This is a genomic window from Micromonospora terminaliae (assembly GCF_009671205.1).
In the GTDB taxonomy this organism is placed as follows: domain Bacteria; phylum Actinomycetota; class Actinomycetes; order Mycobacteriales; family Micromonosporaceae; genus Micromonospora; species Micromonospora terminaliae.
Window position 1 is genome coordinate 4,163,972 of the sequence record NZ_CP045309.1, and the last position, 17,117, is coordinate 4,181,088.

The 17,117-nt window shown below is 75.2% G+C and carries 16 protein-coding genes; 2 read left to right on the top strand and 14 right to left on the bottom strand.

Annotated features, from left to right (window positions below):
- Positions 1–128: 128 nt before the first annotated feature.
- The 9 genes from GCE86_RS18940 to pepN all read right to left on the bottom strand — a co-directional run bounded on the left by GCE86_RS18940 (position 129) and on the right by pepN (position 10,867).
- On the bottom strand, positions 129–2,480 hold the full coding sequence (locus tag GCE86_RS18940) for a ComEC/Rec2 family competence protein (RefSeq protein WP_154230583.1): 2,352 nt from the start codon (positions 2,478–2,480) through the stop codon (positions 129–131).
- Between the two features lie 77 nt (positions 2,481–2,557).
- Complete coding sequence (locus GCE86_RS18945; protein WP_420846472.1) at positions 2,558–3,583, bottom strand: ComEA family DNA-binding protein; 1,026 nt, start codon at positions 3,581–3,583, stop codon at positions 2,558–2,560.
- A gap of 303 nt (positions 3,584–3,886) precedes the next feature.
- Positions 3,887–4,609, bottom strand: coding sequence for an alpha/beta fold hydrolase (locus GCE86_RS18950; protein ID WP_204342518.1), 723 nt, complete (start codon positions 4,607–4,609; stop codon positions 3,887–3,889).
- A gap of 53 nt (positions 4,610–4,662) precedes the next feature.
- The gene (locus GCE86_RS18955; protein ID WP_154228200.1) at positions 4,663–5,439 is read right to left on the bottom strand and encodes an SDR family NAD(P)-dependent oxidoreductase; all 777 of its coding nucleotides are present in this window, start codon (positions 5,437–5,439) and stop codon (positions 4,663–4,665) included.
- A 172-nt stretch (positions 5,440–5,611) separates the two neighbouring features.
- Positions 5,612–6,463 carry a DegV family protein gene (locus tag GCE86_RS18960; protein ID WP_154228201.1) on the bottom strand — a complete coding sequence of 284 codons (852 nt, stop codon included), beginning with the start codon at positions 6,461–6,463 and terminating at the stop codon, positions 5,612–5,614.
- A gap of 48 nt (positions 6,464–6,511) precedes the next feature.
- Positions 6,512–7,141, bottom strand: a complete 630-nt coding sequence (locus GCE86_RS18965) for a histidine phosphatase family protein (RefSeq protein ID WP_154228202.1) — start codon at positions 7,139–7,141, stop codon at positions 6,512–6,514.
- Positions 7,138–7,542, bottom strand: a complete 405-nt coding sequence (rsfS, locus tag GCE86_RS18970; protein ID WP_030503099.1) for a ribosome silencing factor — start codon at positions 7,540–7,542, stop codon at positions 7,138–7,140. The genes GCE86_RS18965 and rsfS overlap by 4 nt, the downstream gene beginning before the upstream one ends.
- A gap of 110 nt (positions 7,543–7,652) precedes the next feature.
- A complete protein-coding gene (gene nadD / locus GCE86_RS18975; protein ID WP_154228203.1) occupies positions 7,653–8,249 on the bottom strand; it encodes a nicotinate-nucleotide adenylyltransferase in 597 nt (198 codons plus the stop codon).
- 101 nt (positions 8,250–8,350) lie between these two features.
- The gene (gene pepN / locus GCE86_RS18980; protein ID WP_154228204.1) at positions 8,351–10,867 is read right to left on the bottom strand and encodes an aminopeptidase N; all 2,517 of its coding nucleotides are present in this window, start codon (positions 10,865–10,867) and stop codon (positions 8,351–8,353) included.
- 66 nt (positions 10,868–10,933) lie between these two features.
- Here pepN and GCE86_RS18985 point away from each other — a divergent pair, with 66 nt between their 5' ends.
- Positions 10,934–11,152: a DUF397 domain-containing protein gene (locus tag GCE86_RS18985; RefSeq protein ID WP_091269900.1), complete on the top strand. Its 219-nt coding sequence runs from the start codon at positions 10,934–10,936 to the stop codon at positions 11,150–11,152.
- Positions 11,153–11,162: 10 nt separating this feature from the next.
- On the opposite strand, the gene GCE86_RS18990 is transcribed toward GCE86_RS18985, so the two are convergent.
- Positions 11,163–11,552, bottom strand: a complete 390-nt coding sequence (locus GCE86_RS18990; RefSeq protein WP_154228205.1) for a hypothetical protein — start codon at positions 11,550–11,552, stop codon at positions 11,163–11,165.
- Between the two features lie 237 nt (positions 11,553–11,789).
- Between GCE86_RS18990 and GCE86_RS18995 the strand changes: the two genes are divergently transcribed.
- A complete protein-coding gene (locus GCE86_RS18995) occupies positions 11,790–13,037 on the top strand; it encodes a cytochrome P450 (protein WP_154228206.1) in 1,248 nt (415 codons plus the stop codon).
- Here the strand turns inward: GCE86_RS18995 and GCE86_RS19000 are convergent, their stop codons facing one another.
- The 4 genes from GCE86_RS19000 to GCE86_RS19015 all read right to left on the bottom strand — a co-directional run bounded on the left by GCE86_RS19000 (position 13,038) and on the right by GCE86_RS19015 (position 17,090).
- Positions 13,038–13,574 carry a dihydrofolate reductase family protein gene (locus GCE86_RS19000; RefSeq protein WP_154228207.1) on the bottom strand — a complete coding sequence of 179 codons (537 nt, stop codon included), beginning with the start codon at positions 13,572–13,574 and terminating at the stop codon, positions 13,038–13,040.
- Between the two features lie 73 nt (positions 13,575–13,647).
- On the bottom strand, positions 13,648–14,106 hold the full coding sequence (locus tag GCE86_RS19005) for a hypothetical protein (RefSeq protein WP_154228208.1): 459 nt from the start codon (positions 14,104–14,106) through the stop codon (positions 13,648–13,650).
- A gap of 2 nt (positions 14,107–14,108) precedes the next feature.
- Complete coding sequence (locus GCE86_RS19010; protein ID WP_154228209.1) at positions 14,109–16,556, bottom strand: molybdopterin oxidoreductase family protein; 2,448 nt, start codon at positions 16,554–16,556, stop codon at positions 14,109–14,111.
- 3 nt (positions 16,557–16,559) lie between these two features.
- The gene (locus tag GCE86_RS19015) at positions 16,560–17,090 is read right to left on the bottom strand and encodes an HPP family protein (protein WP_154228210.1); all 531 of its coding nucleotides are present in this window, start codon (positions 17,088–17,090) and stop codon (positions 16,560–16,562) included.
- Positions 17,091–17,117 lie beyond the last annotated feature (27 nt).

Consider the following 17,117-nt stretch of genomic DNA (forward strand, 5'->3'; position numbering starts at 1 on the left):
CCCGATCGTGCCTGCTCATCGAGGACTGTGACGGCGGAGCCCGCAGTCAACGCAAATCCCGACATTCGAGTCTATCTACTGCTATCCCCACAATCTTCTTGACCACCGGGCCGTCTTCCGAACCGCTCTCACGGCCGCCGCCCCGGACCGGTCCCGCGGGCCACCACGGCCAGCCCCGCGCCGGTGTGGACGGCGGCGAGGTCGCCGTCGGTGTCGGTGCGCAGGACCCGGGCGCCCGCCCGGGTCAGCCGGTCCAGCAGCCCAGGGTTGGGATGCCCGTAGTCGTTGCCCGCGCCCACGCAGACCAGCGCGACCGCCGGGCGGACCGCGGCCAGGAACTCCGGATCCTGGTACGCCGACCCGTGGTGGGCCACCTTCAGTACGTCGGCCCGGATGGCGGCGGCCGGCACCGTCTCCAGCAGCGCCCGCTGCTCCTCGGTCTCGGCGTCGCCGGGCAGCAGGATCCGCACCCCGCCCACGGTGGCGGTCAGCACCAGGGAGTTGTTGTTCGGGTCCGACCGGCTGCCGCGCAGCGGGTACGGCGGCCCGACGGCGACCAGCTCGACCGCCCCGGCCCGCCAGCGCCAGCCCGCCGGCACCGGCGTCAGTTCACTCCCGCCCCGGCGGGCCGCGTCGCGTACCTGGGCGACCCCGTAGGGCGGCTCGGACCACTGCGGGGTCGCCACCGCCGCCACCCGCCGGCCCCGGAACACCCCGGCGATCCCGCCCACATGGTCGACGTGGAAGTGGCTGACCACCAGCAGCGACACCTCGCGTACGCCGAGCCGGCGCAGGCAGCCGTCCACCCCGGACGGTTCGGGGCCGGCGTCGACCACCACCGCCCGGCCGGGGGCAACCGGCAGGATCACGGCGTCGCCCTGCCCGACCGCGCACGCCACGACCACCCAGTTGCGCGGGGGCCAGCCGGCCGCGAGCAGCCGGACGGGCAGCGTGCCGAGCACCACGCCGACCACGACGACTGCGACCAGCCGCCGGGCCACCGGCCGCCGAGCGGCCACCAGCAGCGCCACGCTGACGGCGGCCAGCAGCAGGGCACCGGTCACCCCGCCCGGCCAGGGCAGCGTGCCGGCGGGCAACCGGGCCCCCTGCGCGGCCACCGTCGCCAGCCAGCGGGCCGGCCAGCTCGCCAGCCAGGCGGCGAACTCGGCGCCGGCCGGCCAGACCGGCGACAGCACCGCCGCGATCACGCCCAGCACGGTCGCCGGCGCGACCACCGGAACGGCGAGCAGGTTCGCCGGCACCGCGACCAGGCTCACCGTCCCGGAGATCCCGGCGATGACCGGGCCGCAGGCGAGCTGCGCCGCGGCGGGCACGGCCAGCGCCTCGGCCAGCCCGGGCGGTACGCCCCGCCGGCGCAGCGCGTCCCGCCAGCCGGGGGCGAACAGCAGTAGCCCGCCGGTGGCGCAGACCGAGAGCGCGAACCCCGGGTCCCCGGCCAGCTCCGGGTCGACGAGCACCAGCACGGTCACCGCGGTGGCCAGGGCGGGCAGCGCGGCCCGGGACCGTCCGGTGGCGAGCGCGGCCAACCCGATCGCCCCCATCGCCGCGGCGCGGACCACGCTGGGCGACGGCCGGACCAGGATCACGAACCCGACCAGGGCGAGTACGCACAGCGCGGCGGCCGTCCGCGGACCGGCCCGGGCCCAGCGGGCGAGCAGCAGCACCGCCCCGACGACGATGGCCACGTTGGACCCAGACACCGCGTTGAGGTGGGTCATGCCGGTGGCGCGAAAGTCCTCCTCCACCTCCGGCGGCAGCCGGCTGGTGTCCCCCACCACCAGGCCCGGCAACAGCCCGCCCGGCGCGTCGGGAAGCGGCGCGCACGCCCGTTGCAGCCCGGCGCGCAGGGTGCCGGCCGCCCGTTGCGGCCACGGGGCCGGGCCGTGCCGGGCCGGTGGGCCGGTGGCCGACAGGACGGCGGCCGTCAGGTCCCCGCCGCGCGGGGCCGACAACCGCCCTCGCGCCGTCGCCCGCTGCCCCGGCAGCAGCGTCCGCCAGGCCGGGTCGCTCGCCAGCACCAGGCCCCGCACCGTACCGGTGACCCGGCGGCCTGCGGCATCGGTTAGGCGGACCAGGTCGGCGCGGACCAGCAGGGTGGCTGCACGGCCGGCGGCGCCGCGGATCGGGCGGGGGTCGTCGCGGACCACCAGGTCCGCGGTGACCAGGGCTCGGTCGGCGAGGAGCGCCCGCACGGGGGCGGCGTCGCGGACCGCGACGCGGGCGGCGGTGGCGGTCGCGCCGCAGACCACCCCGAGCAGCACGGCGACCGCGATCCAGCCGTAGCGGCGGACCGGGGCGGCCGGACGGCCGAGCAGGCCGCACAGGTGGGCGCCGGTGAGGAGCGCCAGGCCGGCGGCGACGGCGGCCACTGTGGCGCTCGCTGTCGCGGTGGCGTGCAGGCCGGCCAGGGCCGCGAGCCAGGCGGCCACGGCCAGCCCGGCCAGGCGCAGGTCGGGCACTCCCCCGTCGGTCACGCTGCCGTCCACGTCTTCGTCGGTCAGCCTGCCGTCGACGTCCCGGGGTGGCTCGGTGGGGTTCACACCGTCACCAGGTCCTTGAGCTGCTCGTAGCGGGCGTCGCCGATGCCGTCGACCTGGCGCAGGTCGGAGACCGACCGGAAGCCGCCGTGCTGGTCGCGGTGGTCGAGGATCCGCTGGGCGAGCACCGGGCCCACGCCGGGCAGCGCGTCGAGCTGGGCCAGGGTGGCCGTGTTCAGGTTGACCGGGCCGCCTCCCGGCGCGGCGCCACCGGCCGCGGGTCCACCGCCGCCCGCCGCCGGGCCGGGCGGGGCAGCCTGGCCGGGCGGGGCGCTGACGCCCACCAGGATCAGCTCGCCGTCGGTGACCTTGCGGGCGGGGTTGAGCAGGGCCACGTCGACGCCGGGCAGCGCCCCGCCCGCCGCCTGGATGGCGTCGGCCACCCGCGCGCCCGCCGGGAGCCGGACGAGGCCAGGCCGGCGGACCTTGCCGGCCAGCGCGACGACCACCTGCCCACTGGATCCGGTGGGCGCGGGCGCGGCGGTTTCCGGTGCGCCGACCGCGGCGACCGGGCGGACCGGCTCAGCCTGCGGCCGGGAGCGCCAGGCCCAGATACCGGCCACCAGGACCACGACTGCGGCCACCACGGCGAGGGCCCGCACGCCCCGCCGGCCGGGATCGAAGGCGCCCGGCCCGGGCAGCCGGGACACCAGCGAACGCTGCCCACCACCGGCGGCGTCGGCCGCTGCGGCTGAAGAACCCGGATGGACCTCGTCGGTAACTCCGTCCCCGCCATCCTCAGTCCGGCGCGCCAACGGCCACCTGTCGCCGGCTCCGGCCGCCGGGGACAGCAGATCCGGCTCCCGCCCGGAGCCGGACGCGCGCTCAGGCAGGGAAGCCCGGGCCACCACCGGTGGTCGAGGATCAGGAGAGGTCAGCGCGGGCCACGGCAGGTCGGGGTCGAGTTCCCGAGCTGGCCGGAGGGCCGCCGGCATGGCGGCACTGGCGGGCGAGGCGAGACCGTCGACCGGCTCGAACAGCCGGGACAACCGCCGCCGTACCGTCGTCTCCTCGTCGTCTGGCACGGTCGGAAGCTACGGCGAAGCAGGGCAGCCGGGCCGGACGGCAGAGCCCGCCTGTGGACGACGAGCTGCCCTGTGGACGAACCCCCGATCATGCCCCGACTGCGCTAGCGACGGTGACACTGCAGGGCGAGAGGCGATTGCGGCCACGGCGCCGGGCGGGCCGACCGGTCAAGCGCAACGAGTCGCACGGCCTGGCCGGTGCGTGCGGGTCGCTGCGGTGGGCGCGGAACCGGATGACGGCGCTCCGGATGAATGGCGATCCCCCCGGGGGCCGTTGGCCACCGAACGCTCCCGCACACGCCGCTAGCGGGACGGGGACAGTTCCCGGGCGAAGCGGCGTAGGGCGTCCGTGACCGCGGCCGGATTGTCGAAGTTGGCCAGGTGCGCGGCGCCCGGGATCAGCTCGATGCGGGTTCCCGGGCGGGCGGCGGCGAAGGCGTGCTCCCCCGAGCGGAACAGCCGGTCCCGCTCGCCGTTGAGGATGAGCACCGGGGCGTGCACCGCCGTCAGGCTCGACGCGTCGAACCGGCCCAGGACATCACGCCAGGCCACCGGCAGGGTGTGGAAGGCGTACCCGTCGGCGATGGTGGCGTCGACGACCTCGGCTGGGTAGAGACGGCGCAGCAGCCGGTCGTTCCAGCGGGTGAGCCGGGCGGCCGGCAGCCGGGCGACCAGCGACGCCACCAGCCGGTACGGGACGGTCAGCGGCCCGGTGGTGGCCAGGCTCGCGCCCATCAGCACCAGCCCGGCCAGCAGGTCCGGGTGACGGCGGGCGAAGTGCAGGGAGACGTACCCGCCGAGCGAGTGCCCCACCACCAGCGCCGGGCCGGCGTCGAGGTCGTGGATCGCCTCGGCCACGATGTCGGCGGCCCGGTCCAGGTTCCAGGGTTCGGCCGCGCGGCGGCCGTGACCGGGCAGGTCGACGGCTGCGACCGGGAACTCGGCGGCGAGGGCGGGCAGTTGCGGCTGCCACTGGCCGCGGGCGAAGCGGGTGCCGTGCACCAGGACGATCGCGGGACGAGCCACAGTGCTCAGTCTGCCTCCACGCCCCGGCCGAGCACCGCCGGCCCCCGTGCCGGCTATCGCGCCTCGGGATCCAGGCCGAGCGCCGCGCGGCCCCCGTCGACGGGCAGGGTCACCCCGTTGACGAAGGACGCTCCGGCCGACAGCAGGAAGGCCACCACCTCGGCGACTTCCCCGGCACGCCCGATCCGGCCCACCGGGTGCAGCCGGGCCAGCTCCGCCTCGACCCGGTCCGCCTCCACCGGCTCCAGGCCCGCCAGGAACACGGCGTGCCGCTCGGTGTGCACCGAGCCGAGCGCGACCGCGTTGGTGCGGATCCCCCGGCCGCCGTAGTCCACCGCGAGGGCCCGGGTCAGCCCCTCGACGGCGGCCTTGGCGGTGGCGTACGGCAGGGCGCCCGGCACCGCCCGCCGGGCCTGGTGGGAGGAGACGTTGACGATGGCTCCGCCGGTGCCGGCGGCGAGGAACCGGCGTACGGCGGTGCCGGCGCCGACCACGGCGGGGCGCAGGTTGGCGGCGATCAGGTCGAACACCTCCCCCGGCGGCGCGCGGTGCAGGGCGGCGTCCCGGAAAACGGCGACGTTGTTGACCCAGCCGGCCAGCGGGGCGGCTGCCTCGGCGACGTCGGCGGCCCGGGCGGCGACCTCCTCGTCGGCGGCGTCCCCGAGCACGGCACGCAGCCGGCCGGCGACCGGGTGCCCGGCCAGCCAGTCCAGCGCGCCCTCGTCCCGCTCGACCACGACCACCGTGTCACCGTCGGCCGCCAGCCGCTCGACGATCGCGCGCCCGACGCCCCGGCCCCCGCCGGTCACCACATGGGACACGGTGGTCATTCGGGCACCCGGAGGCACTGCCACGTCGGCGTGGTGGCGGCATCGGGAAGCCCGGGACACCGCCAGCTCGGCGAGCTGCCGCGGGCCGCCTCGCTCAGCGTGGTGGTGGCATCGGGAGGCCCGGGACAGCACCAGCTCGGCGAGCTGCCGCGGACCGCCCGCGCGGACGACATCACGGGCGCCGGTGGACGACCACGCAGGCCAGTCCGGGGCCCGCGTGCGCGGCGACGACCGCGCCCGCCTCGGAGACGTACGTGTCGTGCAGGCGGTCGCCCAGCCGCTCGGTCAGCGCGGCCAGCAACTGCTCGGCGCGCTGCGGGGCGGCGAGGTGGTGCACGGCGAGGTCGACCTGGGTGTCGCCGGCCGCCTCGACCGCCAGGTCGACGAGGCGCGCGATGCCCCGGCTGGCGGTACGGACCTTGTCCCGCACCACGATCGCGCCGTCCGGCATGTGCATGATCGGCTTGACCGAGAGGGCCGTACCGAGCAGCGCCTCGGCGGCGTTGATCCGGCCGCCCCGGCGGAGGAACTCCAACGTGTCGACGTAGAAGAAGATGGTGGTCCGGTCGACGCCGTCGAGCGCCGCCTCGCGTACCCCGGAGAGGTCCGTGCCCCGCGCGGCGGCCGCGGCGGCGGCGAGCACCGGGAAGCCCAGGCCCATGCCGGTGGAGCGGCTGTCGACCACGGTGACCCGGTCGTCGCCGACCTCGGTGGCGGCCAGCCGGGCCGCGTCGACCGTACCGGAGAGGCCGGCGGAGAGGTGCACCGAGACGACCCCGTCGGCGCCGGCGGCGAGCAGCTCCCGGTAGACCTGTGCGAACTGTTCCGGGGCGGGCCGCGACGTGCTCACCGTGACCCGCCGGCCGCTGAGCACGCGGGTGGCGTCCTCGGGGAACGTCTCGACGCCTTCCAGCCCCTCGGCGCCGTTGAGCACGACGGTCAGCGGGATGACGGTGAGCCGGTGCGCGCGCACCAGCTCGGGCGGCAGGTAGGCGGTGGAGTCGGTGACGACCGCGACGGGCATGCCCGGCACGCTAGCCGATGTCACGGCGGCGCGCCGGGGCCGAACGGCTCAGACCGCGTCGGTCAGTGCGGGCTGGGTGATCAGCCCGACGTTGTGCGCGCGCAGGTGCCAGCCCCGGACGTCGTCGTGACGCAGCTCGGTCCAGTGGCAGTTGGCCAGCGACCCGAGGCTGCGCAGCACCGTGTGGTCCCAGCCGAGCAGGTGGCCGACGCCCTGCCGGGCGCCGCCGCCGTGGGTGGTCACCACCACGGTGCCGCCGGTGGCCAGGTCCGCCGCCTCCTGGAACGCGGCGCCGAGCCGCTTGCCCAGGTCGTGGAGGCTCTCGATGCCGGCGCCGGGGTCGGGGTCGCCGGCCCGCCAGCGGGCGTACTCGTCGGGGAAGCGCTCGGCCGCCTCGGTGAGGGCGAGGCCCTGCCACTGGCCGAAGTGCCGCTCGCGCAGCCGCGCGTCGGTGCGGACCGGCAGCCCGGTCAGCGCGGCGAGCGCGGCGGCGGTGTCGGCGGCCCGGCGCAGGTCACTGGCGACGATGGCGTCCGGGCGCAGCGCGGCCAGCACCGGCGCGGCGGCGCGGGCCTGCTCCCGGCCGAGGTCGTTGAGCGGTACGTCGGTCTGCCCCTGGACCCGGCCGGTGGCGTTCCAGTCGGTGTTGCCGTGCCGCCAGATGATCAGACGGGTCATTCCGCGGTGGCGGTGCCGGCGGCCGAGTCGGCGAGGTCCCGGTCCACGAAGGGGATCTGCGGGCAGTCCTTCCACAGCCGGTCGAGGGCGTAGAACTCGCGCTCCTCGGTGTGCTGCACGTGTACCACGATGTCGACGTAGTCGAGCAGCACCCAGCGGCCGCCCCGCTCGCCCTCGCGGCGGACCGGCTTGGCCTTCTCCGGCAGCTCGAGCAGGCGCTCCTCGATGGCGTCGACGATGGCGAGCACCTGACGCTCGTTCGGAGCGGCGGCCAGCAGGAACGCGTCGGTGATCGCGAGCTGGTCGCCCACGTCGATGATGACGATGTCCTGCGCCTTCTTGTCGGCCGCGGCCTGGGCGGCGGCCATCGCCAGCTCGTGAGCGCGTTCGGAAACTGTCACCGTTCTCCTTCGATCAACCGTGCGACCCTCCAAGCCTCTCACACCCGGCCGGGCGGCGACTTGTCAGTTCTGGTCGATTACGCGGACAAAGGCACACGTTCCGGGCGGATTCAGCGCTGGTAGAGCCGCCGTTTGGCGATGTACTGCACCACACCGTCGGGCACCAGATACCAGACCGGCTCACCCCGGGCCACCCGCGCCCGGCAGTCCGTCGAGGAGATGGCCATGGCCGGGACCTGCACGAGGCTGACCGTGTCGGCGGGCAGGTGCTTGTCGGAGAGTTCGAAGCCGGGCCGGGTCACCCCGATGAAGTGGGCCAGCTCGAACATCCGGTCCACCTCCTTCCAGGACAGGATGCGTTCCAGGGCGTCGGCGCCGGTGATGAAGAAGAGCTGCACCTTCGGGCCGTACTCGTCGTGCAGGTCCTGGAGGGTGTCGACCGTGTAGGTGGGGCCGCCCCGGTCGATGTCGACCCGGCTGACCTGGAAGCGGGGGTTGGAGGCGGTGGCGATCACCGTCATGAGGTAGCGGTCCTCGGCCGAGCTGACCGGTTCGTCGGCCTTCTGCCACGGCTGCCCGGTGGGCACGAAGACCACCTCGTCCAGGCCGAACCGGTCCGCCACCTCGCTGGCGGCCACCAGGTGCCCGTGGTGGATGGGGTCGAACGTGCCACCCATGATCCCGATTCGCCGGATGTCTTCCTCCACCCCGCGATCGTAGGCCGGGGCGCGCGGGCGGTCCGGTGGGGCCGCCGGGCGTCCCACGGACCGCGCCGGGCGGGAGCACCCCGCCCGGCGCGGTCACCGGGTCAGGCGCCGGCGGCGGCCACCGCCGTCCGGGCGACCAGGGCGCGCCGCAGGTCGTCGTCCAGGTCGACGACCCGCCGGCGCAGCCCCGGCGTGAGGTCGTCGCGGGCCAGCAGCGCCGCGGCCAGCTCCCGGGTGGTCTGTCCCACGGCGAAGCGGGGGAAGGCCAGGGCGGCGACCCGGTCGGCCGTCCACGGGGTACGCAGCCGCGCGGCCGCCGGCATGTCGGCGAAGTACCGCTCGACGTAGCCCGCGGTCAACTCGGCCTGCTCCGGCTGCCAGAAGCTCTCCGCGGTCGCCTCCACGAGCCGGTTGGACAGCTCGGTGTTGTGGATGACGATCTCCCAGGCGGCCCGCTTGGCGTCGGCGTCGGGCAGAGCGGCCCGGCAGCTCGCGGCCCGCTCGGCCCCGGTGGCGCTGCGGTCGGTGGCCGCCTCGGCGGCGATCTCCGGCTCGCCGGCCGCACCCAGCACCACGAGCCGGTGCAGCAGCGCCCAGCGCAGGTCGGCGTCGACCGCCAGGCCCTCCGGCACGCCCGCGCCGGACAGCCAGCCGGTGAGCAGCCCGGTGTCGGTGGTGGCGCCGATGAGCCCGCGGGCCGCGGCGAGTTGCAGCGAGCCGCCGGCCGGGGCACCGGCCAGCAGGGTGGCGCACGCCCCGGCGATGCGGAGCAGGGCCGCGTCCCGCGTCAGCGGGTCGAGGTAGCGGTCGACCAGGTTGCGGCTGAGGCTGAGCACGTCCTCCGCGATGATCACCTCGGTCTCGGCCGGCAGGGCCGCCGCGATCAGCGCGACCACCGAGGTGACCGGCCGCTCGCCGTCGGTGGCCGCGTCCAGCGCCTCGCCCCACAGCAACGCGCGGGCCAAGGGGTCGGCCAGCCCCGGGAGCACCATGGGCACCGCGTCCGCCGAGGCGGGGTCGAGCCGGATCTTGGCGAAGGTGAGGTCACCGGCGTTGGGCAGCAGCAGGCCGGTGGCCGGCTGCCCGACCAGCTCGGCCAGCACGGTGCGGCCCCCGTCGGCGGCCGGGTCGAGATCGACCTCGAAGTGGTGCACCGGGGCGTCGGAGGCGTGCCGGGCCACACCGATGCGGTGCGGACGCAGCACCGGGTGGGCCTCCGGCGCGGTCTGCACCACCGCGGCCTCGGTCCACCGGCCGTCGGCGTCCACGGCGGTCTCCATGCGCAGCGTGTTGACCTGGGGCCGGCGCAGCCAGCGCTCGGCCCAGTCGGCCAGGTCGCGCCCGCTGGCGGCGCTGAGGCTCTCCAGCAGGTCGGTGAGGGTGGCGTTGCCGAACCGGTGCTTCGCGAAGTGGGCGTTCAGGCCGGCCAGGAACGGCTCGTCGCCGACCCAGGCGACCAGCTGCCGCAGCACACTGGCGCCCTTCGCGTAGGAGATGCCGTCGAAGTTGAGCAGCGCCTGGGCGGCGTCGGCCACCTCCTCCGGTGCCACCGGGTGGGTGGAGGGGCGCTGGTCGGCCGCGTAGCCCCAGGCCTTGCGGCGCATCGCGAAGGTGGTCCACGCCTGGGTGAAGCGGGTGGCCTCGGCCGTGACCCGGGTGCCCAGGTATTCGGCGAAGGACTCGTTGAGCCACAGGTCGTCCCACCAGCGCATGGTGACCAGGTCGCCGAACCACATGTGCGCCATCTCGTGCGCGATGGTGGTGGCCCGCAGCTCCCGCTGGCTGTCGGTGACCGCGGACCGGAAGATGTAGTCGTCGCGCAGGGTCACCAGGCCCGGGTTCTCCATGGCCCCGGCGTTGAACTCGGGGACGAACGCCTGGTCGTACTTGCCGAACGGGTAGCGCTCGGCGAAGAGCCGGTGGAACCGGTCAAGGCACTGGCGGGTGACCGTGAAGATCTCGTCGGCGTCGGCATCCAGGTGCGGGGCGAGCGACTTCCGGCAGTAGACGGCCAGCGGGATGCCGTCGTGCTCGTCCTGCCGGACGTGCCAGGGACCGGCGATCAGCGTGACGAAGTACGTCGCCAGCGGCGCGGTGGGCGCGAACTCCCAGCGCCCCGGCGCCGGCCGGTCGGCGACCTGGCCGTTGGCGGCCACCGTCCACTCCGGCGGTGCGGTCACCGAGAGCGTCACCGGCGCCTTGAGGTCCGGCTGGTCGAACGCGGCGAAGATGCGCTGCACGTCGTCCAGGAAGGACATGGCGTAGAGGTAGGTCTCGCCGTCGGCCGGGTCGACGAAGCGGTGCATGCCCTCGCCGGTGTTCGAGTAGGCCATCTCGGCGCTGACGGTCAGCGTGTTGGTGGCGGCCAGCCCGGTCAGCGGCAGGCGGTTGTCGTCGAGGAGGGCCGGGTCCAGGTCCTGGTCGTTGAGGCGTACCCCGAGCAGTCGCAGGGGCTTCACCTCGGCGAAGGTCTCGGCGCCGGGGGTCGCCCGGAACCGGATGGTGACGGTGGAGCGGAACCGCTCGGCGCCGCCGGTCAGGTCGAGGTCCACCTGGTAGGACTCGACGGTGATCGACGCGCCACGCGCGGTCGCCTCTGCACGGGTCAGGCTCGGCATCCGCTTATCCTGCCCGATGGGGCCCGTGCGGGCTCTCCCGATACGCGTGGCGATGGAGGAACAACGATGGGTCAGCACCCCAAGGGCGATTTCGACCTGTCTCGCGCGGTCTGGCAGCGGGCCGAGGGTGACACGTCGGACAGTGCGGTCGAGGTGGCCTTCGTCGGCGACCTGATCGGGATGCGCAACTCGGCCGAGCCGGACGGGCCCGTGCTCGTCTTCACTCAGGACGAGTGGGACGCCTTCGTGGCGGGCGCCCAGGACGGCGAGTTCGACCTGGACTGAGCCCGCGCGCTCAGTCACCGTCGCCCCAGCCGAGCCCGCCCGGGCCGGGCGCGTGGTGGAACCCGGGGTGGCCGGCCACGTCCGCGCAGCGCTCGCCGTCGGGGCCGACCGCACCGCAGAACAGCCGCTCCGCGCGGTGCCAGGCGTCGGCCGGGGACAGCGCCGCCGCGCCGAGCGCCACCTCCGGGCGGAGCAGGCCGAGCGCCTCGGCGTACGCGACCGCCAGCTCCCGCGCGGTGGCCGGGTCGGCCGCCTCGAAGCCGAGGTGCACGGTGAAGTGCCGGCGTGGCCGGGCCGTGGCACGCCGGGGCGGCCCGACCAGGGGCTCCGTCCGGTCGCCCGGCCGCAGCCCGGTCACCGCCCGCCGGTGCCGCCAGTGTGCCGCCGTGTTGTCCCGCATTTCCGTCCTCCCCGTCGCCGGTGGCCGCCCGCCGGACGTGACGCCGGCGGGTGCGGGGCCCGGCCGCCGCCGGCCCCGACCCGAAGAAAACCAGCTTTTCCGCGCCCTGGGAGGGGCCAGCTCGCGCGCTCGGCGCTGGCCCCTCCCCGGGGTCGCCGGGCGAGGATTCGCCGGCGTCGGCCCGGGTAGGTAGCGCAGCGACCGCGCAGGGTCACCGAACCGCGTCAGGAGCAGCCCATGAGCACCATCCCGAGCGACCGCAGCCCGGAGAGCACCCTGGCGTTCCTCCGCGAGGGCTACCGGTTCGTGGGCGCGCGGTGCGACCGCCTGGGCACCGACGTCTTCCAGACCCGGCTGCTGCTGGAACCGACGATCTGCCTGCGCGGTCGCCCGGCGGCGGAGCTGTTCTACGACACCGAACGCTTCGTGCGGCGCGGCGCCATGCCGATGCGCGTGCAGCGCACGCTGACCGGGGTGGGCGGCGTCCAGGGCCTCGACGGCGCCGAGCACCGGGGCCGCAAGGCGATGTTCATGTCGATCATGACGCCGGCGGCCGTCCGCCACCTGGGACAGCTCTTCGACGACGAGTGGCGGGCCCGCATCCCGGCGTGGGCGGAATCCGGGCCGGTGGTGCTCTACGACGAGGTGGGCCGGATGCTGACGCGGGCGGTCTGGGCGTGGGCCGGGGTGCCGCTGGCCGACGCCGACGTGCCGCGCCGGACCGCCGAGATGCACGCGATGATCGAGGGACCGGCCGTGGTGGGTCCCGGGCACTGGCGGGGCCGGCTCGCCCGCCGCCGCGCCGAGCGGTGGGCCGGCGAGGTGATCGAGCGGGTCCGTTCCGGCACGCTGCCCGCGCCGGAGGGCAGCGCGCTGCGGGTCGTCGCCGAGTACCGGGACGAGCAGGGCATCCGGCTGCCCCGCCGGATCGCCGCGGTGGAACTGCTCAACGTGCTCCGGCCGACCGTCGCGGTGGACCGCTTCGTGGTCTTCGCGGCGCTGGCGCTCCACGACCACCCGCAGTGGTGCGAGCGGGTCCGCGACGACGAGGCGGCCGCCGAGAGCTTCGTGCAGGAGGTACGGCGCTACTACCCGTTCTTCCCGGTCGCCGCGGCCCGGGTCCGGCGCCCGTTCGAGTGGCAGGGGTACGCCTTCCCGCAGGGCCGCCGGGTGCTGCTCGACCTCTACGGCACCAACCACCACCCGGCGCTCTGGCCGGAGCCGGAGCGGTTCCGGCCGGAGCGGTTCGACGGCTGGCGGGGCGACCCGTTCGGGCTGGTCCCGCAGGGCGGCGGCGACCACTTCACCGGCCACCGCTGCGCCGGCGAGTGGATCACGATCGAGCTGATGAAACGGGCCGTCGGCAACCTCACCGCGTCGATGAGCTACCGGGTGCCGCCGCAGGACCTGGCCCTGGACCTCGGCCGGATGCCCGCCCTGCCGCCCAGCGGCCTGGTCCTCGACGGGATACGCCGGACCGCGTGATCAGCGCACCACCTCGAACCGCAGGTCGGTGATCTGCCCCGGGTCGTCGCAGCGGGTCTTGCGGAGCGTCACCGGACCGAGGTCGGGGCTGTCGAAGAGGCGTACGCCGCCGCCGAGCAACACCGGCACGAGGTGCACGACCATCTCGTCGAGGAGCCCGGCTCGCAGGCACTGGCGGGCCACGTCCGCGCCGAACACGCCCACGTCGCGGTCGCCGGCCGCTTCCCGGGCGAGGTCGGCGGCCTTCCCGACGTCACCGGAGAGGAACGTGACCCCGTCGAGCGGCTCGGCGGGCCGGTGGGTCAGCACGAAGACCGGCCCGGACCAGGCCCCGCCGTAGATGGCGCGGGCCCCCTCGCCGGGCCGGTTGCCGAGCTCCAGGCCGCGCCGGCCGGAGAGGATCGCGCCGGTGCGGCGCATGGTCTCGGCCCCGAGCGGGCCAGCGGCGCCGAAGCCGAACATCCACTCCGCCGAGTCGTCCGGCGGGGCGATGAACCCGTCGAGCGACATGGTGACGTGCCAGATCATCCGCGCCATCGCGCCTCCTCGCGCCGCCCGCCCCCGGACGGGCGGGGCCGGCGCCAGTCTCACCCGGGGGTGTGACAGGCGGTCACTCGGCGACCACGAGCGCCTGCGGGGCGGCCTGCTTCATCCGGGTACGCAGCCACTTGAGCTGCATGGCGGTCTCCTGCTCGCACGCCTTGACCACGCCGAGCAGGTCCTCGTCCCGGGCCCCGTACGCGGCCTGCCCGACCACGGTCCAGCAGATGTCGCACTCGGCGGCCATGAGGTAGAGGTCCTGGAGGTCGCGGAGCAGCCCGATCGGCCCGGTACGCGTACCGGCGAACAACTCGGAGTGCAGCCGGTCCGGCTCGGCCGGCGCCTCCTCGGCGTACCGGCGGGCGAAGGGGGCCAGCTTCTCCGCGTGCGCGCGGCACTGGGTGGCGAGCTTCTCGCAGGTGTGGAAGACGTCCGGCTCCTCCGCGTGCGCCTTCCCCACCTCGGTGAACGCGTCGCCGAGCCGTTCCTGCGCCTTGTGCAGCAGGCCGAGATAGTGCGCGAGGTGCATGGTCACTCCCCCCTCGACGGCGCCTCGGCGGCCGGCCCGCCCACCGTGGCCGGGATCCCGGAGCCCTCCGGCGGGGCGGAACCGCCCACCGTGGGGGCGGGTGCGGGCCGGCCGTCCGAGTCGGCCTCCTTCACCACCCGCACCGCGGCCACCTTGAAGATCGGCTGTTTGGAGACCGGATCCCAGGCGGTGATGGTCAGCTCGTTGGCCGCCCGGTCGTGCCGCCCCTCGCCCGGGGCGGCACCGTCGGCGGCGTCCCAGTAGCCGTAGTGGAACGGCACGAAGAGCACGCCGGGACGTACCCCGCAGATCCGGGCCCGGGCGCGGACGGCGCCGCGCGGCGACTCGATCCGGAGCAGGTCCCCCTCGGCGACGCCGAGCCGGTCGGCGTCGGCCGGGTTGACCTCCACCCACGACTCCGGGGCGGCGTGCACGAGCTGGGTGGCCCGGCCGGTCTTGGTCCGGGTGTGGAACTGGTAGACCGTCCGGCCGGTGGTGAGCAGCAGCGGGAACTCGTCGCTCGGCACCTCGGGCGACGGCTGGTAGGGCGTGGCGTGCAGGAACGCCCGCCCGCCGGGCTGCTTGGCCCGGTACTCCCCGGGCAGCAGCTCGGCCCCGGTGGCCAGGTCGTGGCCGTACGACTCGCAGTAGTCCGGGTCGGTGTTGAACACCCCGTCGGTGTAGAGCCGCTCGGTGCCGTCCGGGTGCTCGTCGGTGCACGGCCACTGGACGCCGCCGGTGCGCAGCTTGTCGTAGGTGATCGCGGTGTAGTCGCAGGGCCGCCCGCGGGAGCACTCCTTCCACGCCTCGAACACCTCCTCCGGCCCGGTCCAGGTGATCAGCGGCTTCCCGTCCCTGTCCCGGAAGTCCATCCGGCGCGCGTAGTCGAGGAAGATGTCCAGGTCGGGCCGGGCCTCACCGGGCGGCTCGACCGCCTTGTCGGAGATGTGCACGGTGCGGTCGACGCTGGTGAAGGTGCCGGTCTTCTCGCCCCAGGTGGCGGCCGGCAGCACCACGTCGGCCAGCTCGGCGGTCTCGGTCAGGAAGAGGTCCTGCACCACCACGAACAGCTCCGGGTTCGCCAGGATCCGGCGGATCCGCGCCAGGTCGGGCAGGGAGACCGCCGGGTTGGTGGCCGAGATCCACAGCAGCTTGATCGAGCCCTGCTCGGCGTACCGGAAGATCTGCATGGCGTGCGTCGGCGGCGCCCAGTGCGGGATCTTGTCGACCTCCACGTTCCACAGCCGGGCCAGCTCCGCGATGTGCTCCTCGTTGGCCCAGTTGCGCAGGCCGGGAAGGTCGCCGTCGGCGCCGCACTCGCGGTTGTTCTGCGCGGTGGGCTGTCCGTTCATCTGGTAGAGCCCGGCGCCGGGCCGCCCGAGCATCCCGCGGATCAGGTGCAGGTTGTTCACCTGGCAGGAGGCCGCGGTGGCCTGGTTGGACTGGTAGAAGCCCTGCAGGACGGTGGAGAGCAGCCGCTCGGACCGCCCGAGCAGCTCGGCGGCGCGCTCGATGTCCGCGGCCTTCAGGTCGCAGATGTCGGCGACCTTCGCGACCGGGTAGTCCTCCACCACCTGGCACAGCTTCTCGAAGCCGAGCGTGTGCGCCTCGACGTAGTCCTCGTCGTACCAGCCGCGGTGGATCACCTCGCGGAGCAGGCCGTTGAGCAGCGCCTGGTTGGTGCCGTTGCGCAGCGCCAGGTGCACGTCGGCCTCCCGGGCCACCGGGGTGGCGCGCGGGTCGACCGCGAGCATGGCCGGCGGGTTCGGCCCGCGCCGCCGGTCCAGCATCCGCATCCACAGCACCGTCTGGGTCTCCGCGACGTTGTGCCCCCACAGCGCGATGGCGTCGCAGTGGTCCACATCGGTGTACGACCCGGGCTGCCCGTCGGTGCCGAAGGACGCCTTGAGCGCGGCCGCGGCCGTGGCGGTGCAGAGCCGGGTGTTGCCGTCCATGTGCGGGGTGCCGATCCCGGCCTTCCCGATCACGCCGAGCGTGTAGTACTCCTCCAGGAAGAGCTGGCCGCTGGTGTAGAAGCCGAAGTGCCCCCAGCCGCCCGGGCCGTCCAGCAGCTCCTTCGACCGGGCCACGATCCGGCCCATGGCGGTGTCCCAGTCGGTCTCGACCAGCCGGTCCCCCTCCCGGACCAGCGGCCGGCGCAGCCGGTCCGGGCTGTGGTTGGCCTGCCAGCCGTAGAGGTCCTTCGGGTCGACCCGGCCGTGGTTGATCCGGTCCCCGGCGCGGCCCCGGACACCGACGATCCGGTCGTCGACGACCGCGATGTCCATGGCGTCGCCGTTGGAGTGCAGGATCGAGGCGCTGGGCACCCAGCGGTGCACGTCGGCCTCGGTGTGCCCGTCGGCCAGGAAGGTGTCCACCCGCACCGGCCAGCGCTCCCCCGGCCCGTACGGCGTGCGCGGCCCCCAGGGGTCCGCGATCCGGTCCACCACCGCTCATCCCTCCTTCGGCGCCGCCCACAGCGGCATCGGCCGGCCGGTCGCCCGGTTGAACAGCAGGTCCACCGCGGTCACCAGCAGCACGGCGGCGAACGCCACGACGAGCTGGACCGGGGTGTGCAGCAGCCCGAGGCTCACGATCAGTGTGGTCGCGCCGGCCGGTGGGTGCGCGGCCTTCAGCAGCACCAGCACCGCGGCGGTGACCGCGAGCGAGCCGGCCGCGGCCACGATCCGCGCCCCGGACACCCCCTCCTGCAGCGCCGACGGGCGGTGGGCCAGCCCGGTGACCACCAGGAACGCGTACCCGGCGAGCAGTGCCACCAGGTGCCCGATGACGGTGTTCCGCGGCGAGGACTCCGGCTTGCCGGGCTGCTCGACGTGCAGCATGATCGCCGGTCCGAGGCTGGGGAACAGCCACGGCTGCCGGGTCAGCAGGGCGACCGCGCCGGCCACCACCACGGCGACCGCGCTGCCGCCGAAGGCCCGCACGGCGGGCCGGGACGGCGTCTCATCGATCTGGGCGGGCATGTGTCGTGCTGTACCCCGCCGTGCAAT

Coding starts and splice junctions, on each gene's coding strand:
- GCE86_RS18960 (WP_154228201.1), bottom strand. CDS start 6,463: ATGCCCGTCGCGGTCGTCACCGACTCCACCGCCTACCTGCCGCCCGAG.
- pepN (WP_154228204.1), bottom strand. CDS start 10,867: ATGCCGAGCCTGACCCGTGCAGAGGCGACCGCGCGTGGCGCGTCGATC.
- GCE86_RS18965 (WP_154228202.1), bottom strand. CDS start 7,141: ATGACCCGTCTGATCATCTGGCGGCACGGCAACACCGACTGGAACGCC.
- GCE86_RS18985 (WP_091269900.1), top strand. CDS start 10,934: ATGGGTCAGCACCCCAAGGGCGATTTCGACCTGTCTCGCGCGGTCTGG.
- GCE86_RS18995 (WP_154228206.1), top strand. CDS start 11,790: ATGAGCACCATCCCGAGCGACCGCAGCCCGGAGAGCACCCTGGCGTTC.
- GCE86_RS19015 (WP_154228210.1), bottom strand. CDS start 17,090: ATGCCCGCCCAGATCGATGAGACGCCGTCCCGGCCCGCCGTGCGGGCC.
- GCE86_RS18955 (WP_154228200.1), bottom strand. CDS start 5,439: ATGACCACCGTGTCCCATGTGGTGACCGGCGGGGGCCGGGGCGTCGGG.
- GCE86_RS19005 (WP_154228208.1), bottom strand. CDS start 14,106: ATGCACCTCGCGCACTATCTCGGCCTGCTGCACAAGGCGCAGGAACGG.
- GCE86_RS18990 (WP_154228205.1), bottom strand. CDS start 11,552: ATGCGGGACAACACGGCGGCACACTGGCGGCACCGGCGGGCGGTGACC.
- GCE86_RS19000 (WP_154228207.1), bottom strand. CDS start 13,574: ATGGCGCGGATGATCTGGCACGTCACCATGTCGCTCGACGGGTTCATC.